Origin of the sequence: Halomonas alkalicola (assembly GCF_030704205.1) — a bacterium.
Lineage (GTDB): Bacteria > Pseudomonadota > Gammaproteobacteria > Pseudomonadales > Halomonadaceae > Halomonas > Halomonas alkalicola.
On sequence record NZ_CP131913.1, the window covers coordinates 53,444 to 79,927 of the forward strand.

General features: G+C 64.7%; 29 protein-coding genes. 20 read left to right on the plus strand and 9 right to left on the minus strand.

The genetic code is table 11. From position 1 onward, the window contains the following. Window positions 1-15 precede the first annotated feature (15 nt). From B6N23_RS00265 to B6N23_RS00335, 15 genes are all read left to right on the plus strand, one after another. The gene (locus B6N23_RS00265) at window positions 16-885 is read left to right on the plus strand and encodes a 4Fe-4S dicluster domain-containing protein (protein WP_305501086.1); all 870 of its coding nucleotides are present in this window, start codon (window positions 16-18) and stop codon (window positions 883-885) included. Window positions 886-917: 32 nt separating this feature from the next. Beyond that, the gene (locus B6N23_RS00270; protein ID WP_305501088.1) at window positions 918-1,259 is read left to right on the plus strand and encodes a hypothetical protein; all 342 of its coding nucleotides are present in this window, start codon (window positions 918-920) and stop codon (window positions 1,257-1,259) included. 19 nt (window positions 1,260-1,278) lie between these two features. Further along, entirely contained in the window at window positions 1,279-1,629 is a 351-nt protein-coding gene (locus tag B6N23_RS00275) for a molecular chaperone TorD family protein (protein WP_305501090.1), read from the plus strand. 47 nt (window positions 1,630-1,676) lie between these two features. Then, window positions 1,677-2,144, plus strand: a complete 468-nt coding sequence (locus tag B6N23_RS00280; RefSeq protein WP_305501092.1) for a c-type cytochrome — start codon at window positions 1,677-1,679, stop codon at window positions 2,142-2,144. Window positions 2,145-2,355: 211 nt separating this feature from the next. Continuing rightward, a complete protein-coding gene (locus B6N23_RS00285) occupies window positions 2,356-2,673 on the plus strand; it encodes a c-type cytochrome (protein ID WP_305501094.1) in 318 nt (105 codons plus the stop codon). Window positions 2,674-2,754: 81 nt separating this feature from the next. After that, a complete protein-coding gene (gene moaB / locus B6N23_RS00290; protein WP_305503886.1) occupies window positions 2,755-3,351 on the plus strand; it encodes a molybdenum cofactor biosynthesis protein B in 597 nt (198 codons plus the stop codon). Next, complete coding sequence (locus B6N23_RS00295; RefSeq protein WP_305501096.1) at window positions 3,348-4,598, plus strand: molybdopterin molybdotransferase MoeA; 1,251 nt, start codon at window positions 3,348-3,350, stop codon at window positions 4,596-4,598. Before moaB ends, B6N23_RS00295 begins: the two co-directional genes overlap by 4 nt. A 52-nt stretch (window positions 4,599-4,650) precedes the next feature. Continuing rightward, entirely contained in the window at window positions 4,651-5,304 is a 654-nt protein-coding gene (locus B6N23_RS00300; RefSeq protein WP_305501098.1) for a Crp/Fnr family transcriptional regulator, read from the plus strand. A gap of 30 nt (window positions 5,305-5,334) precedes the next feature. Then, the gene (moaA, locus tag B6N23_RS00305) at window positions 5,335-6,324 is read left to right on the plus strand and encodes a GTP 3',8-cyclase MoaA (protein WP_305503888.1); all 990 of its coding nucleotides are present in this window, start codon (window positions 5,335-5,337) and stop codon (window positions 6,322-6,324) included. 267 nt (window positions 6,325-6,591) lie between these two features. Further along, a complete protein-coding gene (locus tag B6N23_RS00310) occupies window positions 6,592-8,271 on the plus strand; it encodes an IS1634 family transposase (protein WP_305501100.1) in 1,680 nt (559 codons plus the stop codon). A 66-nt stretch (window positions 8,272-8,337) separates the two neighbouring features. Next, the gene (locus B6N23_RS00315) at window positions 8,338-8,829 is read left to right on the plus strand and encodes a YgjV family protein (protein ID WP_369424753.1); all 492 of its coding nucleotides are present in this window, start codon (window positions 8,338-8,340) and stop codon (window positions 8,827-8,829) included. A gap of 302 nt (window positions 8,830-9,131) precedes the next feature. Next, a complete protein-coding gene (locus B6N23_RS00320; RefSeq protein ID WP_305501102.1) occupies window positions 9,132-9,323 on the plus strand; it encodes a hypothetical protein in 192 nt (63 codons plus the stop codon). A 287-nt stretch (window positions 9,324-9,610) separates the two neighbouring features. Further along, entirely contained in the window at window positions 9,611-9,823 is a 213-nt protein-coding gene (locus B6N23_RS00325; protein WP_305501104.1) for a hypothetical protein, read from the plus strand. 161 nt (window positions 9,824-9,984) lie between these two features. Continuing rightward, complete coding sequence (locus B6N23_RS00330; RefSeq protein ID WP_305501106.1) at window positions 9,985-11,979, plus strand: polysaccharide biosynthesis protein; 1,995 nt, start codon at window positions 9,985-9,987, stop codon at window positions 11,977-11,979. Between the two features lie 179 nt (window positions 11,980-12,158). Further along, entirely contained in the window at window positions 12,159-13,448 is a 1,290-nt protein-coding gene (locus B6N23_RS00335; protein WP_305501108.1) for an O-antigen ligase family protein, read from the plus strand. An 82-nt stretch (window positions 13,449-13,530) separates the two neighbouring features. Here B6N23_RS00335 and B6N23_RS00340 read toward each other — a convergent pair whose 3' ends face one another. The 7 genes from B6N23_RS00340 to gloB all read right to left on the minus strand — a co-directional run bounded on the left by B6N23_RS00340 (window position 13,531) and on the right by gloB (window position 21,414). Continuing rightward, on the minus strand, window positions 13,531-15,135 hold the full coding sequence (locus B6N23_RS00340) for an ABC transporter ATP-binding protein (protein ID WP_305501110.1): 1,605 nt from the start codon (window positions 15,133-15,135) through the stop codon (window positions 13,531-13,533). Further along, entirely contained in the window at window positions 15,128-16,228 is a 1,101-nt protein-coding gene (locus tag B6N23_RS00345) for an ABC transporter permease (RefSeq protein ID WP_305501112.1), read from the minus strand. Before B6N23_RS00345 ends, B6N23_RS00340 begins: the two co-directional genes overlap by 8 nt. A gap of 4 nt (window positions 16,229-16,232) precedes the next feature. Then, window positions 16,233-17,303 carry a microcin C ABC transporter permease YejB gene (locus tag B6N23_RS00350; protein ID WP_302142840.1) on the minus strand — a complete coding sequence of 357 codons (1,071 nt, stop codon included), beginning with the start codon at window positions 17,301-17,303 and terminating at the stop codon, window positions 16,233-16,235. Between the two features lie 78 nt (window positions 17,304-17,381). Further along, entirely contained in the window at window positions 17,382-19,244 is a 1,863-nt protein-coding gene (locus tag B6N23_RS00355; RefSeq protein WP_379687233.1) for an extracellular solute-binding protein, read from the minus strand. 112 nt (window positions 19,245-19,356) lie between these two features. Further along, the gene (locus tag B6N23_RS16990; RefSeq protein ID WP_369424756.1) at window positions 19,357-19,902 is read right to left on the minus strand and encodes a LysM peptidoglycan-binding domain-containing protein; all 546 of its coding nucleotides are present in this window, start codon (window positions 19,900-19,902) and stop codon (window positions 19,357-19,359) included. Further along, a complete protein-coding gene (locus B6N23_RS16995) occupies window positions 19,899-20,570 on the minus strand; it encodes a transglycosylase SLT domain-containing protein (protein ID WP_369424757.1) in 672 nt (223 codons plus the stop codon). The genes B6N23_RS16990 and B6N23_RS16995 overlap by 4 nt, the downstream gene beginning before the upstream one ends. A gap of 76 nt (window positions 20,571-20,646) precedes the next feature. Further along, a complete protein-coding gene (gloB, locus tag B6N23_RS00365; RefSeq protein WP_302142843.1) occupies window positions 20,647-21,414 on the minus strand; it encodes a hydroxyacylglutathione hydrolase in 768 nt (255 codons plus the stop codon). Between the two features lie 68 nt (window positions 21,415-21,482). On the opposite strand from gloB, the gene B6N23_RS00370 reads away from it, so the two are divergent. From B6N23_RS00370 to nudC, 4 genes are read left to right on the plus strand one after another with little or no spacing between them, the layout of a single operon-like run. After that, the gene (locus B6N23_RS00370; protein WP_305501114.1) at window positions 21,483-22,286 is read left to right on the plus strand and encodes a class I SAM-dependent methyltransferase; all 804 of its coding nucleotides are present in this window, start codon (window positions 21,483-21,485) and stop codon (window positions 22,284-22,286) included. Further along, window positions 22,279-22,758 carry a ribonuclease HI gene (gene rnhA / locus B6N23_RS00375; RefSeq protein ID WP_379687228.1) on the plus strand — a complete coding sequence of 160 codons (480 nt, stop codon included), beginning with the start codon at window positions 22,279-22,281 and terminating at the stop codon, window positions 22,756-22,758. The genes B6N23_RS00370 and rnhA overlap by 8 nt, the downstream gene beginning before the upstream one ends. Window positions 22,759-22,803: 45 nt before the next feature. Continuing rightward, window positions 22,804-23,553, plus strand: coding sequence for a DNA polymerase III subunit epsilon (dnaQ, locus tag B6N23_RS00380; protein ID WP_305501118.1), 750 nt, complete (start codon window positions 22,804-22,806; stop codon window positions 23,551-23,553). Then, window positions 23,553-24,323 (plus strand): NAD(+) diphosphatase, encoded by a 771-nt coding sequence (gene nudC, locus B6N23_RS00385; RefSeq protein WP_305501120.1) that lies wholly within the window; start codon window positions 23,553-23,555, stop codon window positions 24,321-24,323. Before dnaQ ends, nudC begins: the two co-directional genes overlap by 1 nt. A gap of 50 nt (window positions 24,324-24,373) precedes the next feature. Here the strand turns inward: nudC and B6N23_RS00390 are convergent, their stop codons facing one another. Further along, on the minus strand, window positions 24,374-24,685 hold the full coding sequence (locus tag B6N23_RS00390) for an SCP2 sterol-binding domain-containing protein (RefSeq protein ID WP_305501122.1): 312 nt from the start codon (window positions 24,683-24,685) through the stop codon (window positions 24,374-24,376). Window positions 24,686-24,824: 139 nt separating this feature from the next. Here B6N23_RS00390 and sohB point away from each other — a divergent pair, with 139 nt between their 5' ends. After that, complete coding sequence (gene sohB, locus B6N23_RS00395) at window positions 24,825-25,865, plus strand: protease SohB (protein ID WP_305501124.1); 1,041 nt, start codon at window positions 24,825-24,827, stop codon at window positions 25,863-25,865. On the opposite strand, the gene B6N23_RS00400 is transcribed toward sohB, so the two are convergent. After that, window positions 25,862-26,185 carry an ArsR/SmtB family transcription factor gene (locus B6N23_RS00400; protein WP_119021105.1) on the minus strand — a complete coding sequence of 108 codons (324 nt, stop codon included), beginning with the start codon at window positions 26,183-26,185 and terminating at the stop codon, window positions 25,862-25,864. The genes sohB and B6N23_RS00400 overlap by 4 nt on opposite strands. Window positions 26,186-26,484 lie beyond the last annotated feature (299 nt).

A 26,484-nucleotide genomic window follows, 5' to 3' on the forward strand; every position in this document is an offset into this window, starting at 1 on the left:
GAATGGAGAGAAAAAATGTCAGAAGAACTTTGGCAAAAATACTACGGTCAACCAAACCCCAAATACGGGAATCGTGCGCAATATGGTATGTTGATCGACATAAATAAGTGTATCGGCTGCCATTCCTGCACGATGGCCTGCAAGCAAACTTGGACGAGCGGGCCGGGCCAGGAGGATATGTTCTGGAACAGCGTCGCAACTGCGCCCTATGGAAAGTATCCACGTCATGGTGAAGACACGGAAAGTCATAACGAGTATGACTATCGGTACTCGAACCTTTATCAGGACACACCAAAAGGAACCTTCCCAGACGTCTGGCAATTTTATTTGGCAAGGCCGTGCAACCATTGCGCCGACCCAGCATGTCTTCCGGCATGCCCTACACGGTCAATATATAAGAACGACGACGGAATTGTATTGATTGATCAAGATACCTGCAAAGGCTTTCAAACCTGCGTCAAAGCTTGTCCCTACGACAAAATTTACTTCAACACTGCTACGGGAAAATCGGAGAAGTGTATTTTCTGTTTCCCACTCTTGGAGAAGGGACAAGAACCGCAATGTGTGAAGAGCTGTGTTGGAAAGATTCGAATTTTCGGAAACTTAATGGATCCAGAAAGTACGATTTCAAAACTAATTCGCGATCCGTCTCTTGGTGTACAGCCTTATGACCCCGAAGTAGGCCTCAAGGCGACCCATCGCAATATCAGTGAAGGCGAACGCCGTCAATATCGCCCGGACTTCGGAACTATTCCATCTGTCTGGTACGTCCCTCCAAGGAATATTCCACCAGAAGAGGTTGAAAAGTACTTTGGATATGCGATGCAGGGGTTTATCCAGGAGCCAAACCCTGTGCCGGAAAGGATTAAGATCAAAAACCTCTGAAGTCGCGACTTTAGGACAAGGACAATAGTGCTATGATCGAAATGAAAAAAATGCCCGCCTCGAACAGTTCCGAACATGCAGTGGCAAGGGGGCAAATCTATCACTTCCTGGAATTGGCATTCGGCCACCCTGCTGAAGAGGGAATTGAGTATTTCCGACGAGAATCTACGGAAACATTGCTATACGAAACCTTAGAAAAGATTGAGGACTCCTCTGCTTTTGATAAAGAAATGCATGATTGCTTTGAACGGTTTTTCGAAAACCTCAGGAAATCTTCCGTTGAAAAGATTGAGGGAGATTACATCATGCTCTTCGCGAGTAATTATCCGATGGTTCCGTGCCCACCCTACGGATCTTTTTTTTACAGAAAATGAACATAAGCGCCTAGAGGAGATGACGGCGATCAAGGAAGCGTACCAAGAATCCGGTCTAGCGTTGTCTGAGAAGCACGAGGAACTTCCGGACCATCTTGGCGTGGAGCTTGAATTTCTTCAATATTTAAGCTTTCGAGAGGGTGAAAGCCTGAAAGATGAAGAAGGGGAAATCGTTAAGTTTTGGAGGTCCAAGCAAGCTCACTTTCTTGATCGTTTTTCCGTTCCCTTTGTGACACAGTTGGCCTTGATCGCCAAAAAGACGGAGCCAGATAATATCTACACCGATTTGCTTTGTGCCATTCAGTATTTTGTCGATCACCACAGTCGTGAATTCGCCGCGGCAACATTTTATCGATCATCACAATCGTGAATTTGCCGCGGCAACGTCGGAAGATAATTGAGTATGGAGGGCTTGTGATGAGAACCCAATGTGCGCTTTTTGGAATACTCGTAGTCAGCGCCACGCTGACTGCAACATCAGCATTCTCTCAGGAAAGTTCAGAGGAAAAACTGAATTCGTTTCAGTCGATGCCAAGTCCGGTACCTCCTTCATATTTAAAGACGGGAGAAGAAGTGTCAACCGAAATCGGACGTGCAGTTTATATAGAAAATTGTTCCGTGTGTCATGGATTATTCGGACGGGGTTATGGGCCTAGATTTTCGACCCGCCTAGATTTTCAATACATCCCGGACTTTTCGCAGACCTATATGACAGATGGCCGTGACGATGCATTGATGGAGGCAATCAGAGAAGGCCTGCACAGGCTGGAGGCGCCATCGATTACCATGCCGCAGTTCAAGTATATTTTGTCACAGCCCGATATTGAAAGCGTCGTTGAATATCTAAAAATACTGCCTGAGATTGCGCCACCACTCTTGGAATAGCTATCCACTTGTGATTGATCTGGCAGTTGGCAGCATGGCGTCCATGCTGTGGAGATGCCGGTGGGTTCTGTCCACTTAACCTTCTTGCTTGGCTTGCGAACGACGGCATTCCTTCGGCAATGCTTTACCATGACAGATGAAGAGCGCGGCGAACTCAATGCGTGAGTCCGTCGTCGACGGCAGAAATATCATTTGACCTCTGGGGAGAAATATGAAAGCTATTTATGCTTCCACTTTGCTATCTCTGACAATGACGCTTGCAGTGAGTGCTTTTGCCGATGAGAAGGCACAGGAGATCATTAGTGGTCGTGGATGCGTGGCCTGTCACGCAACCGACAGCCAGCGGGTCGGTCCTTCCTACAAGGCCATATCAGAGCACTATGATCACAATGAAGAAACTGTGGCTTTCCTGGTGGACAGGATTCGCCGCGGTGGTGCCGGAAGTTTCGGGAAGGTCCCGATGCCGCCGAACGGAAAAGTCAGCGAAGAAGAAGCCCGAGTAATTGTGGAGTGGATCTTCACTCTTTGATATTGGCCGAGTAGCGCTCGCTGACGCCTGTTTGGTGGCAGCGTGAACACACTATTTCTTTTTTTTCATCGAGTATTAGCTATGGGCCATGCTTCAGAAAATACTACCTTCGTTTCTCTGAGAATCGCAATTCTCACCGTTTCAGACACGCGAGGTCTAGAGCAGGATGGTAGCGGGGATCTCCTGCGCTTATCGGTAACAAAAGCCGGCCACGAGTTGGTAGTGCGCAGTATCGTCCCCGATGATATTTATCGGTTGCGCGCGACTGTCTCCCAGTGGGTTGCCCAGCCAGATATTCAGGTGATACTGGTCAACGGTGGTACCGGATTCACCGTGCGTGATACCACGCCCGAAGCTCTCATGCCTCTGTTTGATCGCGTGATAGACGGCTATGGTGAACTCTTCCGGCACCTCTCCTACGAGAGCATTGGCGCCTCTACCATCCAGTCTCGTGCCGTGGCCGGTGTGGCCAACCGTACCCTGATCTTTTCCATGCCGGGATCGCCTAAGGCCTGTGCCACCGCCTGGGACGGCATCCTCGCAGGCCAGCTCGATGCCCGGACCCGCCCGTGCAATTTTGTCGCCATGGTGATTCCGGACCACGATTCATGCGAGTCTCGCCAGGTACACCAGGAGCAGTTGGTTGGCGATGTTGCGAACCAAGAGGCTTCACCATGACATGCTTTTGTTATACTAAGCCAACTGTGCCGCTGCTCGATTTGTTTGTTGCTCGATCAAAGATTCTGTCAAGCGTCAAACCCGTGCGGGGAGAGCATCTCGTGGCCTTGGAGCAGGCGTCGGGACGGGTGCTGGCTCGTGATCTCGCGGCACGGATCGACATGCCGGGCGTTGACAACAGCGCGATGGACGGCTTCGCCTTGCGCGTTGAAGAGATCGGTGAATCCGGCCTGCCAGTGGTGCTGCGCGTGCCGGCGGGAGCCCATGTGTCAACGCTGTCCGAGGGTGGTTGTGCCCGCATCTTCACCGGCGCCCCGGTGCCCTCAGGGGCCAACTGTGTAGTGCCCCAGGAGCGGACTCGGCTGGATGACGCCGGGCGCGTCTACGTCGACGGCGAAGCTCGGCCCGGCGCCAATATTCGCCGTCGTGGCGAGGAGTACCGTGAAGGAGACACGCTGCTGACGGCAGGCTGGACGTTGGACGCCGCCGCGCTGGCGCTGCTGGCGAGCCAGGGCATCGCCGAGGTGCCGGTGCTTCCACGGCTCAAGGTGGCGCTTATCTCCACCGGCGACGAGCTGATCGAGCCGGGTGAGTCGTTCGCCCCCGGGCAGGTATACGACAGCAATCGAGTGATACTCAAGGCACTGCTGGAGCAGCTCGACTGTGACGTGTTCGATCTTGGCATTCTTGCCGACGATCCCGACGCCCTGCGGGAGGCCTTCATCGCCGCCCGCGACGGTACCAACCTTGTGGTCTGTACCGGCGGCGTGTCGGTGGGCGAGGAGGACCACGTTCGGCCCGTGCTGGATGAGTTGGGCGAGCTTTCATTCCATGGTGTGGCGATCAAGCCGGGCAAGCCCTTCGCGTTTGGCTACCTGGATAACGGTTCACCCGAAGGTGTCCCGCTGATCGGTCTGCCAGGCAACCCGGTGGCCTCGCTGGTCGGATGGCAACTGCTGGCCAGGCCCTTTGTCCAAGGCTGTCAAGGGCGAGAGGTGCCACCACTGCAGCAGTTCGCCGTGCGAGCGGGGTTCTCCCGGCGGGCCAGTCCCGGGCGGCGGGAGCTGCTGCGGGTAGTGCTCGATTGGTCGGGCAGCCAGCCGGTCGCCCGGCTGGCTGGTGGACAGGGCTCCCATATGCTGCGTGCCGCCAGCCAGGCGCACGGTTATCTAATGATGGCCGCCGATATCGACGTGGAGGAAGGTGATGAGTACCCCTATCTGCCAGCTGGACAATTCGATGCTTGAGCCCAGGTCTGTCCCTCGAGAGCTTAAGGACCTGATACACGGTGTATCGTGGTTGAGTGACCTACCTAGTGGCGATGTCGCATCCCTGCTGGAAGCTTCCAAGGTGTTGGTGCTGGGTAGTCGCGAATGGTTGTTCCATAAGGATGAGGCGGCAGACTGGCTGTATATCGTGATTGATGGTGCGCTAAGGCTGGCACGTTCAACAGGCGATAACCGCTTTGTTACCATTCGGTGCATAGGGCGCGGAGATTGCCTTGGAGAGTTAAGCCTTGCATCTCCTGAATGTACTCATCTTTTTTCTGGAGAAACGCTTTGCCCAAGCCGTATTCTCGCCATTCCTACGGCATGTTGCCGTGATGTATTGGAGCGCCAGCCCCGTTGTCATGCCCAGCTCATGAGTCGCCTTGCGCTCAGCCTCACTGAGCATCTCGTCGATATGGCATTGCTGGCCCAAGCCAATGCCATGACGCGAGTGATCGACTACCTCTTGCGTCAGGTGCCATCAGGATCCACTAATTTCCCTCTTGCAATATCATTACCACTTCCCAAACGCTGGCTAGCCAACCAGTTGGGCATGGCGCCGGAAACACTGTCACGCTTATTAGCCAAACTGCGCGATACTGGTGCCATTGATGGCTACGGCCAGAAGCTCATTATTCGAGATCCGGAAATCCTGAATAACATGTTGACTAATGCCGAGCTTTGAGAAGCGTCGACGTAAAGGGGTGAGATGACCATGCAAAGTCTGATCGACGGCTTCGGCCGCACCGTGCGCTACGTTCGCCTGTCGGTCACCGACCGTTGCGACTTCCGCTGCGTCTACTGCATGGCCGAGGAGATGACCTTCCTGCCCCGCGCCCAGGTGTTGACCCTGGAGGAGATGGCCACCCTGTGCCGGGTCTTCGTCGAGCTCGGCGCGGAGAAGATCCGCCTCACCGGCGGCGAGCCGCTGGTCAGGCGCAACATCGAGACCCTGGTCGCCGAGGTTGGGGCCCTGCCGGGCCTGCGCGACTTCGCCATGACCACCAACGGCGCCGGCCTCGTCAAGGCCGCCCAGGCGCTGCGCGAGGGCGGCCTGAAGCGGCTCAATATCAGCCTCGATACCCTGGACCCCTACCGCTTCCGCGAGCTGACCCGCACCGGCAGCCTGGACAGGGTCATCGATGGCATCCGTGCCGCGTGCGATGCCGGTTTCGAGCGCATCAAGCTCAACGCCCTGATCCTCAAGGGGCGCAACGACGACGAAGTGCTCGACCTGGTCGACTTCGCCCGTGCCGAAGGCGTGGATATCAGCTTCATCGAGGAGATGCCGCTGGGCGAGACCATTGGCCACGACCGCACCGAGACCTTCTGCTCGAGCGATACGGTGCGCGCAACCATCGAGGCGCGTCATGCGCTGGTGCCCACCACCGAGAGCACCCTGGGGCCGTCGAAGTATTACCGCATGGCCGACAGCGACTCGCGGGTTGGCTTTATCTCGCCCCACAGCCACAACTTCTGCGCCGCCTGCAACCGGGTGCGGGTTACCGCCGAGGGCCGCCTGCTGCTGTGCCTGGGCAACGAGCACTCAGTCGACCTGCGCGCGGTGATGCGCCGTCACCCCGGCGATCTTGAACGGCTCAAGGCCGTCATCGTCGCCGCCATGCTGAAGAAGCCCGAGCGGCATCACTTCACCACCGACGGTGACGTGCAGGTGGTGCGGTTCATGAACATGACCGGGGGCTAGCCAAAGCTGACCGCCTGGTGGCGGCCAGTGGCCCAGGGCGGCAAGCACGCTCTCGCGGGACTTCCGCTTACGCTCGGCTTAGAGCACCTGCTCATCGATGATGGCAGCGCCCCCGACTTCGACACTTCCAGCCCGATTTTGGCCTGATTTCGGCACCCGTGGTCCGAGGATTCAGTTAGTTAGGCAATTTCTGCCAAATTCTTTGTAGTGACATGTTTTTCTCATGGTTCTTTGCCATCTATCTCATGGCCGGACTATTGTGGTGACATGTTTGTCAAAGTCACCAAATCCGGCCCGCGTCGCTACGTGAAGCTCGTCGAGTCTTTCCGCGACGAGGCCGGCAAGTCGCGCCAACGCGTGATCGCGACGCTGGGCCGCCTGGAGGCCGTCACCGCCGGGGAATCCAGCGCGCTGATCAACGGCCTACTGCGGGTCTCCGGCCAGCCCTCTCTCGAAGAAGGCACCGGCGAGACCGACTTCGCGCCGGCGCGCTCCGTCGGCGACACCTGGCTGTTGACCTCGCTCTGGAAAGAGCTTGGCTTGGATGACGCCTTCCGCCGTGTGCTGCGCAGCAAGCGGCAGTTCGATGCCGAGCGGCTGCTGCGGGTCATGGTGTTCAACCGCCTCTGCGATCCCGAATCCAAGCTCGGCGTGCTGCGCTGGTTGGAGGATGTGCTGGTGCCCGATGTCGATACGGCCTCGATCCGTCATCAGCATCTGCTGCGCACCATGGACACCCTGTCGGACTGCAGCGAAACGCTCAATGATGTACTGGCTCAGCAGCTCAAACCGCTGATCGATCAAGAGCTGTCGATCGTTTTTTACGACCTCACCACGATCCGAGCAGAAGGCCAGACATCGATCGAAGGTGATGTGCGCCATTACGGGCCTTCGAAGGAAGGCGGCATCGGCCGACAGTTCATGTTGGGCGTCGTGCAGACGGCGGAAGGGCTGCCCATTCACCACGAGGTATTCGATGGCAACGTCGCGGAAACCAAGACGCTGCTGCCGACCATCGAGACCGTCACCCAGCGCTTCAACGTGCGACGCGTGGTGCTGGTGGCCGACCGTGGTTTGTTGTCTCTGGACAACCTGGAAGCCCTGTCCGCTGTGCGTATCGAGGGTCGTTCCCTGGAATTCATCCTGGCCGTGCCGGGCCGCCGTTACGGCGAGTTCGACGACCTATTGAAGGCGTTTCATCAGACGCACTGCCAGGACGCCGATCGCGAAGCCTACGGCGAGATGGCCTGGCAGGGTCATCGACTGATCGTGGCGCATCGGCCGGAAGTCGCCAAGGGTCAGACAACCGCGCGTGACCAGAAGATCGAGGCGCTGCAGGCTGATGCGCGCCAGTGGTTCGAGAAGCTGGACAACCAGGATGCCGGACGCCGCTATCGTGGCAGAAAGCTCTCCGACGCCGGCGTCACCGCCAGGTTCTACAAGGCGGTCACAGACGCTCACCTCGGTCATATTCTCAAGGTCGATCTGACCGCTGAGACGTTCAATTACGTACTCGATCAGCGGGCCCTTGATCGCGCCCGCATGATGGATGGCAAGCTACTGTTGGTCACCAACATGACCGATCACGAGCCGCCGCAGATCGTCGAGCGCTACCGCTCGCTGGCTGACATCGAGCGCGGCTTCCGGGTGCTGAAGAGCGACATCGAGATCGCGCCGGTCTACCACCGGCTGCCGGATCGCATCCGTGTTCATGCCTTGATCTGCTTCCTCGCCTTGGTGCTTTACCGGGTGCTGAGGCTGCGGCTTAAGGCCAGCGATCACCCGCTGTCGCCGACGCGGGCGCTGGAAATTGCCCGCAAGATCCAATTCCACCAGGTCCTGCTTCACCGTCGTGAGACGGCGAGCGGCCTGACCAAACTGAAGCCTGAACAACGCGACCTTTTCGAAGCGATTGGCCTGCCGGCACCTGCCGCATCACGCTTGTAGTGCGAATTTTGAAAAGGAGTTTCCAGACTAATCAGTGGATTACGCTTCTATCTGTCGAACTTGGGGGTGCCAATTAGCTCAGTTTTTTTCTATGAATCCAGGTTCGAAAGCTATAGCACGGTGGCCGGTCAGTTTTTTGGTCTGGTGTCGCTGGCACTCTGCGTCTGGGCCTTTTCCAGCAAGCAGGACGATCGGCTATTGATGCTGCTGCTCTCGGCCAACGTGGCCTTCGCGTTACAGTTCATGTTTTTTGAGAGCTGGACTGCCGCTGCGTTGTCATTGCTGGTGATTGCGCGCATTGCGCTCGCACGCCGCTATCCGGGCAGTAAAGTGGCAATGGCAATTGTGTTGGCAGCAAGCGGTGTGGCTTCCGTGCTCACCTGGCAGAGTTGGGCAGACCTGCCCGCCATCGTGGCGATGGTGTTGGGTACGCTGGGCATGTTTCTGCTCCGCGGCATTCCCATGCGTGTCTTCCTGGGTCTGGCAGCATTAGCCAGGACACTCAGTCATGTCCTGGCTGGCTCGGTCGGACAATGGCCGAAGTACTCGTGGTCTTGACCAATGCAATTACCATTCATCGCCTCTACCGAGAAAAAAACTTTATCCGGGAGTCCTCGACTAGTTAGGAAGCCGGAAGCTAGGCAATTCAATGCGTTAACGATAGATAACAGTTAGTAAGGCTCCCAAGGCGTTGTATGAGGCGCTGGGCCTGCTGGCCGTGGGCTGGGAGCATGAGGGTTAGCCCCACCGTCCCCCGGGGTCAGACCCTTAAGGGGAATTAAGGGTCTGACCCTGAAGAAGGCTTCGAAGCCCGGCCTCTACCCTGCCTGCCACGGCGCTCCGGGCGCCCGGCGGTGCCGGTGGCGGTGAACATCTCCTCGCTGCAGTTCCGCCGAGGGGGGCTGGAAGAGGTGAAAGCGGCGCTGAACGCGTCAGGTCTTCCCGCGGAGTGCCTGGACGGCGCCGACCAGGCCATTGAACTGATCGACCAGCCCAAGGCGTTGGGCGTTCACGTGGCCCTGAACGACTTCGATACCGGTTCTCCAGCCTGAGCTATCTGCGCGGCCTGCCGATTCATAAGGACAAGCTGGACCGTGCCTTCATCGAGCATATTCTCACGGAGCTGGTCTTGGTCGCCGAGGGCATCGAGGCCTCGGCGCAGCAGCAGGATCTGGTCCAGCGCGGCTGCGGGGTGATGATAAGTAAGGGCGACGGCGGTGAATCTCGCGGAGTGTTCTACACGGGTGTCGGCCCAGGACTACACGGTGTGTCGGTGTTCTCCACTATGGGGGCGTCACCCGCGCGGCTTAAGCTGGCTTAAATCGATGGGAGGGACCCCATGTCATCTATCAGCCTTGAGCGCGATGCGGTTGGTACTTTCATCCTGAGCTGCCGCTGCGGCAGCGTCGAGATCGGGCGCGGTGAGATCCGTTGGCAGGCGTTCGAGATCGAGCCCCGGCCCAACAGTCTCGCCCTGGTCACCTGCAAGCAGTGTCAGGCTCAGGCCCAGCTGAGCGACCCCAAGCCTGCCATAGAGGGTGCCTCCTGCTAGCCCGGCGCCCCACTCCTGCCTTTCGTTGTAATCCCTGTCTTACATCAGCTGTCGTCAATCTGGCGCTTCAGGAAACTGAAGTGTCGGCCCGGTACTGGTAGAATCGTACTTTCTTCTGATGTTTCTCCTCATCACGGATGAGAGGACTCCTGCCTGTGATAATGACGCTGCTCCAACCCCTGTTCCGGCTGCCACGCCGGCAGAAACGCTTGCTGCAGTTGGCGGCCGACAGCCTGCTGATCACGCTGAGCTTCCTGCTGGCGATGCTGCTGCGCCTGGACAGCTGGGCCTTCGTGACCCAGCCCCGGGTGTGGTGGGTGCTGCCCGTGGTGATCCCGGTGAGCCTTGTGATCTTCATTCGTCTGGGCTTCTACCGGGCGGTGATCCGCTACATGAGCATGAAGGCGGTGAAGGCGGTGGCGGCCGGGGTAGGGGCCTCCGCGCTGGCGCTGCTGGTGGTCAACTACCTGTTCCAGCTGCCGGTGCCGCGTTCGGTGCCGTTCATCTACGCCATGCTGGCCTTGCTGACCGTGGGCGGGGTGCGCTTTGCCCTGCGCGGGATCTACCTGCGCAACCAGCTGCGCTACAAGACGCGGGTGGTGATCTATGGCGCCGGGGCGGCGGGTCGCCAGCTGGTGCAGTCGCTGCGCCACGGCACCGAGTACGAGGCGGTGGGCTTCGCCGACGATGCGCGCAGCCTGGAGGGCGCCTTCATCCAGGGGCTGAAGGTCTATGCCCCGGCGGAGCTGGCACGCCTGGTCAAGGATTACGGCGTCGAAAAGGTGCTGCTGGCCATCCCCAGTGCGTCGCGGGCGCGGCGTCGGGAGATCCTGGAGCATCTGGAGCCGCTGGAGGTGCCGGTCCAGACGATCCCCGGGATGGCCGACGTGGTGGCCGGCCGGGCGCAGATCAACGATCTTCGCGATGTCTCGGTGGAGGATCTGCTGGGCCGGGATCCGGTGCCGGCGGATCCCTCGCTGATGGGGGCCAATATCACCGGCAAGGTGGTGATGGTGACCGGTGCCGGCGGCTCCATCGGCAGCGAGCTGTGCCGCCAGATCCTTCGCCAGGGCCCGGCTCAGCTGCTGCTGCTCGAGCTCTCCGAGTTCAGCCTCTATCGCATCGAACAGGAGCTTTCGCAGATTGCCCGCGAAGAGGGCATCTCCTGCCCGGTGAGGGCGCTGCTGGGCTCGGTGCAGCATCGCCACCGCGTGCAGAGAATCATGACCGTCTTCCATGTGCAGACCGTCTACCACGCCGCCGCCTACAAGCACGTGCCGATGGTGGAGCACAACGTGGTCGAGGGGCTGCGCAATAACGTCATGGGCACCCTGGAAACCGCCCGGGCGGCAGTGGAGGCGGGGGTGGAGAGCTTCGTGCTGGTCTCCACCGACAAGGCCGTGCGGCCCACCAACGTCATGGGCGCGAGCAAGCGCCTGGCGGAACTGGTGTGCCAGGGGCTGGCCAGGGCCCAGAAGGGTACACGCTTCAGCATGGTGCGCTTCGGCAACGTGCTGGGCTCCAGCGGTTCGGTGGTGCCCCTCTTCCGTCGCCAGATCGCCGCCGGCGGCCCGGTCACGGTGACCCATCCGGAGATCACCCGCTACTTCATGACCATCCCCGAGGCCGCCCAGCTGGTGATCCAGGCCGGCGCCATGGCCCGCGGCGGTGACGTCTTCGTGCTGGACATGGGCGAGCCGGTGAAGATCGCCGAGCTGGCCGGCCACCTGATCCGTCTCTCCGGGCTCGAGCCGAGCTATCCCGGTGGCGAGGATGGCGCTGCGGCTGGCGGTGACATCGAGATCCGCTTTACCGGCCTGCGCCCCGGGGAGAAGCTCTATGAGGAGCTTCTGATCGGCGAGAAGGTGGAGGCCACCCGCCATGCTCGGATCATGACCGCCAACGAGATCTCGCTGGAATGGGACGAGATGGACTGCCTGCTGGAGACCCTGTTCGATGCCTGCCTCGCCTTCGACGCCCCGCGCATTCGCGAGCTGCTGCTCAGGGCACCGCTGGGTTACCAGCCTCAGGGGGAGCTCGTTGACCTGGTGTGGGAGCAGCAGGATGGCCAGGTGCTGGCAGGTGCCTCGGCCCAGTCAGCGCAGCGTCCCAAGGTGGTGACACTGCGCCCCCAACACACCTCCACGGCGAGCTGAGCGCCTGCCACCCAAGGGCCTGTTGCCTCGAGTTAGATCCAGGGAAAGCCGCTGCCTCGCGCGATCGAGGCCGCGGCTTTCTTCGTTGCGAACTGCTGTCGGTTTCTGTCCAATGGACCCCGGTCTTCGATAGTCGGGTTCGCCGCGACTCGCCGCCGCTCAAGAGGAAGAAGCCCCCGATGGAAGAAGGAAGTCGATCACGCCATGGGCTGCTGCCGGGGAGAGGTTGCGACATCGCCGTTGTGGGGATGCTGGCCGCACCGCTGCTGCTGCCCATGGGCTACTGGCTGGCCCCGCTTCCCCTGCTGCTGATCGCCCTCCTGGCCTGGCGACGTGGTGCCGCCTCGCTGCCACCGGCCGGCCCGCTATGGTGTGCCGCCGCCGCGCTGCTGTGCCTTGGCGCTGCTGAGCTGGTGGCGGGGCTATGGCATGGTGAACTGGCGCTCGCCTGGCCCACGGTGCTGGCCGCGTTGCTGGCCGCGCTGCTGGCCGCGGCCGTGGGTCCTGCGGTGTACCGCCTGAGGCCAGCGCTGGCCTGGTGGTGGGGAGGCCTGGCGCTGAGTGGGGCAGGAAACGGGCTCTGGGCGCTCTGGCAGGCGGGCGTCGAGGGCGTGCGTCGCGCCAATGGCCATGGTGAGGTGAACGCGATCCTGTTCGGCAACCTGGCCCTGCTTACCGGCCTGCTCTGCCTGGCGGGGCTGGGCTGGGCGTGGCAGCAGGAGTCTCGTCGGCGCTGGCTCGTGGTCCTGCTGCTGGGGGCGGCGGGCGGGCTGCTGGCCTCTGCGCTGTCGGGCACCCGCGGCGGCTGGCTGGCGCTGCCACTGGCGACGCTGGTCTTCTATCGTGCCTGGTTGCGCGACTGGCCGGCGCGTTGGCGCTGGCTGACGGTCGGTGCGGTGACGCTGCTGCTGGCGGGTCTGTACCTCACGCCCCAGAGCGGGGTACAGCAGCGGGTGGGCGTGGCCATGGACGAGGCGGCGGACTACCTGGCGGGCGAACCGAACGGCTCCGTGGGGGCGCGGCTGGAGATGTATCGCGGCGCGCTGTTGCTGATCCCCCAGTCCCCCTGGATGGGGCGCGGCCACGGCGGCTACGCCGAGGCCATGAGCGAGCTGGTGGAGCAGGGCAGGGTGGCGCCGGGGATGGATCGTTACTGGCACGCCCATAACGACCTGCTGGATGCCTGGGTGCGGCGAGGCCTGCCGGCCCTGCTCGCTCTGCTGGCGCTCTATCTGCTGCCGCTGTGGGTGTTTACCCCCCGTCTCGTGGACAGTGACCCTGCGCGGCGCAGCCTAGCGGTGGCCGGCCTGCTGCTGCCGGTGACCTTCATCGACTTCGGGTTGAGCTATGCCTTCTTCGCCTACCCGGTCGGGATCCTGGTCTATGGGAGCTGGTTGGCGCTACTGCTGGCATTCACATTAACGGCCTCGAAACCTCCCGCTTTCGATGCAGGGGGTTCCAGCCGGTAGGGTGGCCGCGCCCGCCCGGGCGACGCATTATCCGCCGGAGGGGATAACGCACCAGTAACCCCTCCAGAGGATAATTTCCAAGTCATTCCACCCGCGGCGCCAGCCCCGCCGCGGCCACCAGCGCCCGGGTGTAGTCGCTGCTCGGGTTCTCGAGCACCGCGAGGCACTCCCCGCTCTCCACCACTTCTCCCTCCTTGAGCACCATGATGCGGTGCGCCATGGCGCGCACCGCGGCGAGGTCGTGGCTGATGAAGAGGTAGCTCAGGCCGCGGCGGGCCTGGAGGTCGCGCAAGAGCGCCACCAGCTGCTTCTGCACGGTGCGGTCCAGCGCCGAGGTGGGCTCGTCGAGCACCAGCAACTCGGGCTCGAGGATGATCGCCCGGGCCACGGCGATGCGCTGGCGCTGGCCGCCGGAGAATTCGTGGGGGTAGCGGTCGGCGCAGTCCTCGGGCAGCCCCACCTCGGTAAGCGTGGCGGCCACGCGGCGGGCGACCTCGTCGGCGGAGAGCTCGGGGTGGTGGAAGCGCAGCCCCTCGCTGACGATCTCGGAGACGGGAAGGCGCGGGGAGAGCGAGCCGAAGGGGTCCTGGAAGACGATCTGGAAGCGCTGGCGCATGCGGCGCAGGGCGGCGCCGGTGAGGGTATCCAGGCGGGTGTCGCCGAAGGTGATCTCGCCGCGGCTCTGAGTGAGGCGCAGCAGCGCCAGCGCCAGGGTGGTCTTGCCGGAGCCCGACTCGCCGACGATGCCGAGGGTCTCCCCCGGCGCCAGGGTGAGCGCGAGCGGCCTGACCGCCTCGAAGGCCGGGGGGCGCTTCATGAAGAGCTTCTTGGGGCGCTGGAAGCTGACCCCGAGGCCGGTGGCGCGCAGCAGCGGCGCGCTGTGAGGCACCGCCAGCGGGCGCCCCACGGGCTCGGCGTCGAGCAGGGTGCGGGTGTACGCGCTGGCCGGCGCGTCGAAGACCCGGGCCACCGGCCCGGTCTCCTGCTCGCGGCCCTGGTAGAGCACGCAGACCCGATCGGCGTGGCGGCGCACCAGGTTGAGGTCGTGGGTGATGAAGAGCATGCCCATGCCGTAGCGGTCGCGCAGCTCGGCGAGCAGTGCCAGGATCTCCTGCTGCACGGTGACGTCGAGCGCCGTGGTGGGCTCGTCGGCGATCAGGAGCTCCGGGTCGTTGGCGATGGCCATGGCGATCATCACCCGCTGGCGCTGCCCGCCGGAGAGCTGGTGGGGCCAGGCGTCGATCAGCTCCTCGGGGCGCGGCAGCTTCACCTGGCCAAGCAGCTCGATGATGCGAGCGTGGGCGGCCCGCCCCGAGAGCCCCTGGTGCAGTCGCAGGGTTTCGCCGATCTGCTTGCCCACGGTATGCAGCGGGTTGAGCGAGGTCATTGGCTCCTGGAAGACGAAGCCCACCCGGCCGCCGCGTAGCCCCTGCCAGTCGCGGCGTTTCAGGCGGCCAAGGTCGGTGTCGCCCAACCGGCGCTCGCCGCTGACCGCGGCGTTGCCCGGCAGCAGGTCCATGGCGCCCAGCGCCGAGACCGACTTGCCGGAGCCGGATTCGCCCACCAGGGCCAGGGTCTCGCCACGGTTCACGGTGAGCGTGAGGCGGTCCAGCACGGTGACGCCGTCGAAGGCGACGGAGAACTCCTCGAGGTGCAGCAGCGGGGAGCGGGACGGGGCATCAGGCATCGGTCTGGCTCCGGGCGGGCGATGTGGGCGACCCGGCGGCGGGCACCGGGGTGGCGGCATGGCGCACGTGGCGGGGGTCGAAGGCGTCGCGCAGCCCCTCGCCGATGAACACCAGCAGCGAGAGCATCAGCGACAGGCTGACGAAGGCGGTGATGCCGAGCCAGGGGGCGTGCAGGTTGTTCTTGCCCTGAGCCACCAGCTCGCCCAGCGACGGCGAGCCCGGGGGCAGTCCGAAGCCCAGGAAATCCAGGGCGGTAAGGGTGGTGATGGCCCCGGTGAAGAGGAAGGGCACGAAGGTGAGGGTGGCCACCATGGCGTTGGGCAGCACATGGCGCCACATGATCAGCCGCGGTGGCAAGCCCATGGCCCGGGCGGCGCGCACGTACTCCAGGTTGCGGGCGCGCAGGAACTCGGCGCGCACAACGTCGACCAGGCCCAGCCAGGAGAAGAGCAGCATGATGCCGAGCAGCCACCAGAAGCCGGGCTGCACGAAGCTCGCCAGAATGATCAGCAGGAACAGCACCGGCAGTCCCGACCAGATCTCGGTGAAACGCTGGCCGATCAGGTCGGTCCTGCCGCCGAAGTAGCCCTGGATGCCGCCCACCAGCACCCCCATCACGAGCGAGCCGGCGGTGAGCACCAGGGCGAAGGCCACCGAGAGCCGGAAGCCGTAGATCACCCGGGCGGTCACGTCGCGCCCCTGGTCGTCGGTGCCGAGCCAGTGGCGCCCATCCGGCGGCGCCGGCGACGGGCGCATCATCTGCATGTCCAGGGTCTGGTAGGAGAAGGGGATCGGCGGCCAGAGCGCCCAGCCGTGCTCGGCGATCTGCGCCTGCACGAAGGGGTCGTGATAGTCGGCGGTGGTGGGCAGGAAACCGCCGAACTCGGTCTCCGGGTAGTCGACCAGCAGCGGCACATACCACTGGCCGTCGTAGCGCATCACCAGCGGCTTGTCGTTGGCGATCAGCTCGGCGCCGAGGCTCACCACGAAGAGCGCCAGGAACACCCACAGCGAGACCCGGGCGCGGCGGTTGGCCTTGAACACCGCCAGGCGGCGGCGGGTGATCGGTGACACCTTGAACTTGGTGGCCATCGGCTCAGGACTCCCTCGTCTCGAAGTCGATGCGCGGGTCCACCCACACATAGGTCAGGTCGGAGATCAGCTTGAGGAGCAGGCCGATCAGCGTGTACAGGTACAGCGTGCCGAAGATTACCGGGTAGTCGCGCTGCATCACCGCCTCGAAGCCGAGCAGCCCCAGTCCCTCCAGCGAGAAGATCACCTCGATCAACAGCGACCCGGTGAAGAAGATAGCGATCAGGGCGCCTGGCAGGCCGGCGATGATGATCAGCATGGCGTTGCGGAAGACGTGACCGTAGAGCACGCCGGCGTCACTCGCTCCCTTGGCCCGGGCGGTCAGCACATACTGCTTGTGGATCTCGTCCAGGAAGCTGTTCTTGGTCAGCATGGTGAGGGTGGCGAAGCTGCCGATGGTCATCGCCACCACCGGCAGGGTGATGTGCCAGGCGTAGTCCTTCACCTTGCCCCAGGTGGAGAGCTCGTGGAAGTCCGGCGAGGTGAGCCCGCGCAGCGGGAAGAGGTCCCAGTAGCTGCCCCCGGCGAAGAGCACGATCAGCAGTATCGCGAAGAGAAAGCCCGGGATGGCGTAGCCGACGATCACCAGCCCCGAGGTCCAGACGTCGAAGCGCGAGCCGTGATGGAGCGCCTTGCGGATGCCGAGCGGGATCGAGATCAGGTAGACCAGCAGGGTGGTCCAGAGCCCGAGTGAGATCGACACCGGCAGCCGCTCGATCATCAGCTCCACCACCGGTCGGTCGCGGAAGAAACTCGTGCCGAAGTCGAAGGTGGCGTAGTCGCGCATCATGCCGAGGAAACGCACATGGGCGGGCTGGTCGAAGCCGAACTGCGCCTCGAGCTGCTCGATGAAACGGGGGTCGATGCCACGAGCCCCGCGGGACTCGTCGCGCACCATCACCTCGCCGCCGGCCTCGAGCCGGGTGCTGGCCATGGCATCGGCCCCCTCGAAGCGGGCCAGCATCTGGTCGATGGGCCCGCCCGGGGCGGCCTGCACGATGATGAAGTTGAGCAGCATGATCCCGATCAGGGTCGGGATCATCAGCAGCAGGCGGCGCAGGATATAGCGGCTCACGATGGGGTGTCCTTTTGCATATCAGGCTCTGGCATGCCGGGCTCTGGCATCTCGGGCTTGGCGACATCGCCAGCCGCGTCAGCGGCGGCGCAGGCGCTGGTTGATCTCGGCTTCGCGTTCGGCGTTCACCCACCAGGCGGCCAGGTCCATGCCGTAGGCCGGGAAGGGCTCGGGCCAGCCGAACTTGTCCCAGATGGCGATGCGGGTCTCGCCGGAGTGGTAGTGGGGGATCATCGGGAAGCGCCACAGCAGCACCCGGTCCAGGGCGCGGGCGGTGACGTTGAGCGCCTCGCGGCTGTCGGCGCGGATCAGCCGCTCCACCAGGTCGTCCACCACCGGGTCGGCCAGGCCCATCAGGTTGCGGCTCTGGGGCGTCTCGGCGGCGGCGCTGGTCCAGAAGTCGCGCTGCTCGTTGCCGGGGTTGTTCGACTGCGGGAACTGCCCCACGGTGATGTCGAAGTCGAAGCTGCGCAGGCGGTTGAGGTACTGGTTGATGTCGACGATGCGGATGCTGCCCTGGATGCCCAGGCGCGCCATGTTGCGCAGCATCGGCTGGGTGACCCGCTCCATGCCGGTGTCGAAAAGCAGCACCTCCACGCTCAGCGGCTGGCCGGTCTCGCCGTGGACCAGGCGATTGCCCTGGACCTCATAGCCCGCCTCGCGCAGCAGGTCCAGCGCCAGGCGTAGCCGTTCGCGCAAGTCCAGCGGGTGCTCGTGGGGCACCGGCTCCTGGAAGAGCCGCTCGGGCAGCTGGTCCCGCCAGGGCTCCAGCAGGGCCAGCTCCTCGCCCTCGGGGAGCCCGCTTGCGGCCATTTCGGAGTTCTGGAAGTAGCTCTCGGTGCGCCGATAGGCGTCGTAGAATAGGTTGGCGTTGAGCCAGGGAAAGTCGAAGGTGAGCGAGAGCGCCTCGCGCACCCGGGGGTCGTCGAACTTGTCGCGGCGCAGGTTGAAGACGAAGGCCTGCATGCGGGCCGGCTGGCCGTCCGGCACCGCCAGGCGGCGCACCAGGCCGTCACGGTAGGCGGGGAAGTCGTAGCCGATGGCCCAGGTGGCGGCGCGGGCGTCGATGCGGTAATCCAGCACTCCGGCCTTGAAGGCCTCCCAGGCGATGTCGCGGTCGCGGTAGTAGTCGTAGACTAGCCGGTCGATGTTGTGGCGCCCGCGCTTCACCGCAAGGTCCTGCCCCCAGTAGTCCGGGTCTCGCTGATAGACGATGCGCCGGCCTGGGTCCACCTCGGCGATGCGGTAGGGGCCGGAGCCCGGGTGGGCGGCGAGGCTCGGCGCGGTGAAGTCGCGCTCCTCCCAGTAGTGCTTCGGCAGCACCGGCAGCTGGCCGACGATCAGCGGCAGCTCCCGGGAGTGCACCTCGGCGAAGTCGAAGCGCACGGTGCGCTCGTCCAGGGCCGTGACGCTCTCCACGTCGGCGTAGTAGGCGCCATAGAAGGGGTTTCCCTGCTCGGTGAGCAGCTCGAAGCTGTAGACCACGTCGTCGGCGGTGACCGGCGTACCGTCGTGGAAGCGCGCCTCGGGGCGCAGGTCGAACTCGATCCAGTTGCGCTCGGGGTCGAGGCGCATGCCCTCGGCCAGCAGGCCATAGACCGAGAAGGGCTCGTCGGGGTTGCCCTCCACCAGGGTGTCATAGATCTCGAAGAGCCCCGCCGCCGGGGTGCCACGGATGATGAAGGGGTTGGTGGAGTCGAAGCTGCCGCCCACCGCGGCCTGGGTCAGGGTGCCGCCCCGGGGAGCCTCGGGATTGACGTGGGGGAAGTGAGGGAAGTCCGCCGGCAGCGCCGGCTCGTCGTAGAGCGCCAGGCCATGGACGGTGGGCGTCCGATCCGTCGCCATCGGGTCCGGCGAGGCCGCCACCGCCGTGGCGGTCGTCAGCAGCCAGACGAGGGCAAGGCAGGCGGCCAGGGGCAGGCGGCACAGGGCTACGGGCATCGGCGACATCCTTGGTCGGTGGCAGCCGGCCCGCGGGGCCGGCATCGGTCGGCCAATAAGGTGTCAGGCCCCGGGCGGCTTGGCAAGCCTGCCGCCGCTCGGGGCGCCCTGCCTATCGGGAGGCGAGGCTCTGGCGGGGCAGGTCGAGGACCTGGCCAGGCTGGAGGATGTCGCCGTTGAGCCCGTTGGCCTGGCGGATCTGGGCGACGCTCACGCCCTCGCGAGAGGCGATGGCCGAGAGGCTGTCACCCTGCTGCACCACGTAGCGGGCTTCGCCGCTGCCGACCGGAGAGGCGGGCGTCTCCAGGCGGGCCATCAGGGTGTCGGCGCGGTCGGCGGGCACCAGCAGGACCCGGGCCTGGCCGGGGTTGGCGGTGCCGTTGCGCAGCGCCGGATTGAGCTCGGCCAGCTCGCCACGGCTGGCGCCCGAGAGGCGGGCGGCCTCGTCCAGGGCCAGGGGGCGATCCACGGGGATCTTGGCAAATGCCGGCGCGTCCTCGATCTCGGGGAGGGCGACCTGGTATTGGTCAGGATCGTTGATGATGGCGGCGATGGCCTTGAGCTTGGGTACGTAGTTCATGGTCTCCCGGGGCAGGGAGAGGCTCCAGTAGTCGCCGGCGTGGCCCTGGGCGATGGCGTTGCGGCGCGACCGGTTCACCGGTTCACGGTGCCGGCGCCGGCGTTGTAGGCGGCCAGCGACAGCTCAAGGTCGCCGTCGTACCACTGGTCGGCCTGCAGCTCCAGGTAGTCCAGGGCGGCGCGGGTGGAGGCGACCACGTCCAGGCGGCCATCGTAGCCGTTGCCACGGCGCAGGCCCAGGGCGTCACCGGTGCCGGGCATGAACTGCCACAGGCCGGCGGCGCCGCGGTGGCTACGGGCGGTCGGGTCGAACGAGCTCTCGACGAAGGGGATCAGGGCGATCTCGCCAGGCAGGCCGCGCTCCTCCACCTGCTCGACGATCCAGGCCAGCCAGGGGCGGGCGCGCTCGGTGATCTCGACGATGTTATGGGGGCTCTGGCGATAATACTCGATCCACTCCTGGACCCGGGGCTCGTCGAGGCGCTCCTGCCACTGGAAGCTGGCACGCAGTCGGCTCCAGGCATCGCGGGGCTCGAGGGCCAGGGCATCCCAGAAGTGCTGCTCTGTGGGCAGTCGATGGGTCTCGGCGGTCTGGGGGGGCGAGGCGGTGCCCTTGAGGGCGTTCTGGCGCTGTTCGGGGCTGAGGGTGGCGGCCTGGCTGTAGACGCCGCTGGCCAGCAGCGAGCCGATCAGGGCCGTGGTGCTGGCGAAGCCGATCAACCTGCGTCGCTTGGTGTGGAAGGTCATCTGGAAGGGTTCCTCCTGGTCGTAAGCGGTCCCGCCGACAGCGGGGCAATCCGCATGACGTCCAATCGGGGCTGTATCAAAAGTTGTCTTTCCAGCTGCGCAGCGTGGCGAAGGTGGCCGATTCGCTGTCGGTGTCACCATGGGCCGAGGCCGCCTGGCGTACGCCGGCATCCCGGCAGCGCAGGAAAGGATTGATGCGCTTCTCGCGGGCCAGGGGGCTCGGCAGCGTGGGGCGATCGAGCTCCCGGGCGCGCTGGCACTCCTCCATGGCCTTGGCCACATCCGGATTGTGAGGATCCGCGGCCAACGCGAAGCGCAGGTTGGCCAGGGTGTATTCGTGGGCGGCGAATACCAGGGTGTCGTCGGGCAGCGCCGCGAGCTTGCCGAGGGAGGCGTGCATCTGCTCGGGGGTGCCCTCGAAGAGCCGGCCGCAGCCGGCGCTGAACAGGGCATCGCCGCAGAACAGCAGCGGCGGGATGCCGGCGGTGAAGAAGGCGATATGATCGAGGGTGTGCCCGGGTACCTCGTGCACCTCGAACAGCCTGCCCAGAGCGCGGAATTCGTCACCCTGGCCGACCCGCTCGTCGATGCCGGCAATCTTCGGATTGTTGGGGCCGATGACCCGCGGCGCATAGCGTTCGATCAGCTCGGGCAGGCCGCCGGTGTGATCCTGGTGGTGGTGAGTGATCAGCACCGTGGAGAGAGTGAGTCCCTCCCGCTCGATCAGCTCGATCACCGGGGCGGCATCGCCCGGGTCGACTACGCAGATTTCGGAGTTCGTGTCCTGGCGCAGCAGCCAGATATAGTTGTCGCCAAACGCGGGAATCGGTGTCACGCTCAACATGGGCATGGCGTCCTGAATGGGCATGAACGGGTCGCAAAATCCGCCCAGAATGGAGGAACCTGCTGCCAATGTCAATTTCTCCCACGCTTTCGTCCCTGGCCGCGCTGGTGCGGGACGGGCGCCGCTTCTGGGCCACGCCCGGTGGCCAGGCGGTGCGCCAGGCCGAGCGCGCCTGCCTGGGGCCGGTGTGCGAGCGGCTGTTCGGCGGGCACAGCCTCGAGCTTGGCATGAGCGGGGCGCTGGCGGACATGTGCCCGGTGCGCCACCCCATGGCCTGGGCGCCGATCCGGGAGCTGGCCGAGCATCCCGCCACCCTGATCTGTCCTCTCGATGCCCTGCCGCTACCCGACAGCTGCCTGAGCCTGGTGGTGATTCACCACCTGCTCGAGGTCGCGCCCGACCCCCACCGCACGCTACAGGAGGCCGCCCGGGTAACCCGCAACGACGGCCGGCTGATCATCTTCGGCTGGATGCCCCTCTCGCCGGGGGCCCTGCCGCGGGTGTGGCCCGGCCGGCGGCGGCGGCTGCCCTGGCGCGGCCACTGGCGCACGCCGGCTCGCCTGCGCGACTGGCTGGCATTTGTCGACTTCGAGATCGAGCGGGTAGACTACTGCGGCTTTCATCTGCCCGGCGGCATGCCCCGCAACGCCTCCCTCGAGACCCTCGGGCGGCGGCACAACCTGCCGCTCGGCGACAGCTATATGATCCAGGCGAGCCGACGCCCCCAGCTGGCCCAGCGCCAGGGGAGCTCGCTCGGTTTCGCCAGGCCCTTCGGTGGCTCGGCCCTGGGCGCGACCCGGCTCGGCCAGTCGCGCTGGCTGGCCGAGCCATGTCCCCCAAACGATCAGGAAAGGATGACAGAGGTTGACTGAGACGCTGACCGAGACAGGGGCCGATGCCCTGCCCGAGGTGATCATCTATACCGACGGCGCCTGCCGCGGCAATCCCGGCCCCGGCGGCTGGGGCGCCCTGCTCAGGAGCGGTCAGCACGAGAAGGCGCTGAACGGCTTCGAGTCCCGCACCACCAACAACCGCATGGAGCTGATGGCCGCGATCATGTCGCTGCGCGAGCTCAAGCGGCCCTGTCGCGTGCAGCTGTGGACCGACTCCGAGTACCTGCGCCGCGGCATCACCGAGTGGATCCACAACTGGGTCAAGCGCGGTTGGAAGACGGCCGGCAAGCAGCCGGTGAAGAATGCCGAGCTGTGGCGAGAGCTGCTCGAGGAGACCCACCGCCATCGCATCGAGTGGCACTGGGTCAAGGGCCACAGCGGCCACCCGGGCAATGAGCGCGCCGATGCGCTTGCCAACGAGGCCATCGATGCGGCGCACTCCCGGGCCTGAGCCGGTCGTCGTCCTCCCCATCCTTCCTGAGCCAGAGAGTTTCCCATGCGCCAGATCATCCTCGACACCGAGACCACCGGCATCGACCCCCGGGAAGGCCACCGCCTGATCGAGATCGGGGCGGTGGAGATGGTCAATCGCCGGCTCACCGGCAACACCTACCACCAGTACATCAACCCCGAGCGGCAGATCGAGGCGGAGGCGGTGGGCGTGCACGGCATCACCGACGAGCGGGTGGCCAACGAGCCGCGGTTTGCCGAGATTGCCGATGCGTTCTGGGCCTTCATCGAGGGCGCCGAGTTGGTCATCCATAACGCTCCCTTCGACGTCGGCTTCATCGACCACGAGTTCGAGAGGCTCAATCGGGCGCGCGGCGAACCTCGCCTGGGCCCGGTGGCGGCGCACTGCGGGATCCTCGATACCCTGGTGATGGCCCGCGAGAAGCATCCGGGGCAACGCAATAACCTCGACGCCCTGTGCAAGCGCTACGAGATCGACAACGGCCACCGGGTGCTCCACGGCGCCCTGCTGGACGCCGAGATCCTCGCCGACGTCTACCTGGCGATGACCGGCGGCCAGACCGCGCTCTCCCTGGACGCCTCGGCCGGCGGTGACAGCGGCGTGGCCGGCAGCGGCGGGATGGCGATTCGCCGCCTCGCCCTGGAGCCGGGCCGCCTGGCGGTGCTTTCTCCCAGCGAGCAGGAGCTGGCCGCCCACCGCGCCAAGCTGACGGCGATCCGCGAGGCGTCCGGGGAGTGTCGCTGGGACCGCATGGGCGAGGGGGTGCCGCACTGATGCTGCGGCGTGAGCTGCCCCTCGAGGCGTCGGCGGGGCGCGTCATTCGCCTGGCCGAGGGGCGCATCGCCCCGGGGCCCGATGGCGACCTGCTGCAGCCGCCCCAGCCCTGGGCGCCGGCCATGCAGCCGCTCTGCTACTGGCATGACGAGCCGGTGGCGCTGTCGCTGGAGGCGGCGCCGGAAGAGACCTGGCCGGATGGGCGGGGCTGGCTCGCCAGGTTGCCGGAGTCGCGCTTCGCACTGCTCTCCACCGCCCTGCAGGTCGGCGCCTGGCTGCGCGACCATCGCTTCTGTGGCCGCTGCGGCACCCCCGCCGAGCGCCTCGACGCCGAGTTCGCCATGCACTGCCGCACCTGCGGCCACCGCAACTACCCGCGCATCTCGCCCTGCATCATCACCCTGGTGACCCATGGTGATGCGCTGCTGCTGGCGCGCAGCCCGCGCTTCCCGCCGGGACGCTACTCCACCCTGGCCGGCTTCATCGAGCCCGGCGAGTCCGCGGAGGAGGCGGTGCGTCGCGAGGTCTTCGAGGAGGTGGGGCTGCAGGTGGGGCGCATCCGCTACTTCCGCAGCCAGGCCTGGCCCTTCCCGCACTCGCTCATGCTGGGCTTCTTCGCCGAGGCGGCCAGTCGGCGCATCCGCATCGACGGCGTGGAGATCGCCGATGCGGCCTGGTACTCGCCGCGCCGGCTGCCGCAGCTTCCGCCGCTCTACTCCATCTCGCGGGCGCTGATCGAGACCCACCTGACCGAGGTGGCGGCCCGCTAGAACGACATCGGGCCGCCCAGGGCGGCCCGATGGTGGCGGGGCGTGCTGCCTCAGCCCTTGGGGAAGAGGCTGGTCAGCTTGGTGGCCAGCATCACGTTGCCGGTGGCCTTGAGCTTGCCGGTCATGAAGGCGGTCATGCCGTTGACCTCACCGTTCATGAGGCCCTTGAGGGTGTCGGTGGACATGCTCAGGCTGACGGAGGGATCGTCATGCTCACCCTCCTGGATGTCGAGGGCGCCGTCCTTGACCACCAGGTAGTGGCTGCCGGCATCGCTGAAGTGGAACTGGAAGACGTCATCCATGCCCTGGGCGGACTGGGCGTCGAAGCGGGACTGCAGCTTTTCGAGGGTGGAGAGGCTCATCGGGACTCCTGGGGGTGGGTGGGCATCGGTCATCAGGTTATTTCAAACGATTGTTTCATTCAAGCGCCTTGACGCTGCCCGGCACGCCTGGCGTGCTAGGGGGCATGGGCAGGCGCTCGGACACGGACAGGAGAGCATCATGAACGATTGGCTGGCCGATTTTGGCATGTTCCTGGCTCAGCTGGTGAGCCTGGTGGTGATCATCGCTGTGGTGGTGGCGCTGGTGGCCCGGGTGCGCGGCGAGGTGGGGGATCGCAGCCGACTGCGCCTGGACGAGCTCAATGATGCCCGGGACTACCGCCGGCGGCGGCTGACCCTGGCCGCCAGCGAGCCCGGGGCCCGCAAGCGTCTCATCAAGGCCTTTCGCCGCGAGGACAAGGCCCGCGACAAGACCGGGCGCAAGGGGGAGAAGGCGCGGCAGTCCATCGCCTGGGTGATCGACTTCCATGGCGACCTGCGTGCCAGCGCCACCGGTCGGCTGGCCGAGGAGGTCTCGGCGCTGATCGAGGCCGCCGACCAGGGCGACGAGGTGATCGTGCGCCTGGAGTCCGCCGGGGGGCTGGTACATGCCTACGGGCTGGCGGCCGCCGAGCTCGATCGGCTGCGCGAGGCGGGCCTGAGGACCACGGTGTGCGTGGACAAGGTGGCGGCCAGCGGCGGCTACCTGATGGCCTGCGGGGCGGACCAGCTGCGCGCCGCGCCGCTGGCGGTGGTCGGCTCCATCGGCGTGGTGGCCCAGGTGCCCAACGTGCATCGCCTGCTCAAGCGCCACGACATCGACGTGGAGGTGCTGACCGCCGGGCGCTACAAGCGCACCCTGACCGTGTTCGGCGAGAACAGCGAGGAGGGGCGCGAGAAGTTCATCGACGAGCTGGAGGGGGTTCACGCGCTGTTCAAGCGTCACGTGGCCGAGCGTCGCCCGTCGCTGGATATCGAGGCGGTGGCCACCGGGGAGACCTGGTACGGCCGCGAGGCCCTCGAGCGCGGCCTGGTGGACGCCCTGGGCACCAGCGAGGCCTACCTGGTGGAGCGCATGAAGGAGGCACGGGTGATCCATCTGCGCCTGGAGCCGCGCCGCCGCCTGGCGGATCGGCTCGGGGCGGCGGTCTCGGTCGGCGTAGAGCGGGCGCTGGAGAAGGGGCTCGAGGTGCTGGAGCAGAGCCCCCTGCGCCGCCGCTAGTCGGCCATGCCGAGCTGGCCTAGGGCCTCGATGATGGTCTGTGCGCTGTCGCCCTGCCAGGAGTAGTAGATGGTCTGGGAGGCCCGCCTGGTGGAGACCAGGTTCTCCCGGCGCAGGATCGCCAGATGCTGGGAGAGGGCCGACTGGCTGAGGGTGAGCCGGCTGTTGAGCTCGGTCACCGAGAGCTCCTGCCCGTCCAGCAGGCAGAGGATGCGCAGCCGGTTGTCGTTGGCCATGGCCTTGAGCAGCGCCGTGGCCCGATCGATGGTGGCGTCACCTCCGGCGAGGAGGCGCGCTGCCGTGCTGTTGGAATTGCCCATGTGAATTCCCCGCGCTGGCAGGTGCAGAAGTGGTATGCCGTGCTGGCCCCGTGCCCTCAGGGGCCAGCGGCTCCGATCAGGCCGTTGTGATCGCTCCTTGGCGAGCGTCCTTTCCTCATTTAGGACTTGATTAAAGCATAGACCACCCGTCGGGGAGTGGAAGAGTGTCCCTGCGCGTTGAGAGAGGGTTGGCGCACACCTCTGTTGTTGACAATGTTTCCCCTGATATCTCCTCCTTTTGTCGAAAGTTAGTCTATCGTATGAGGGCGTCGGCGGCCTGGTGCATTACAGTGTCAACA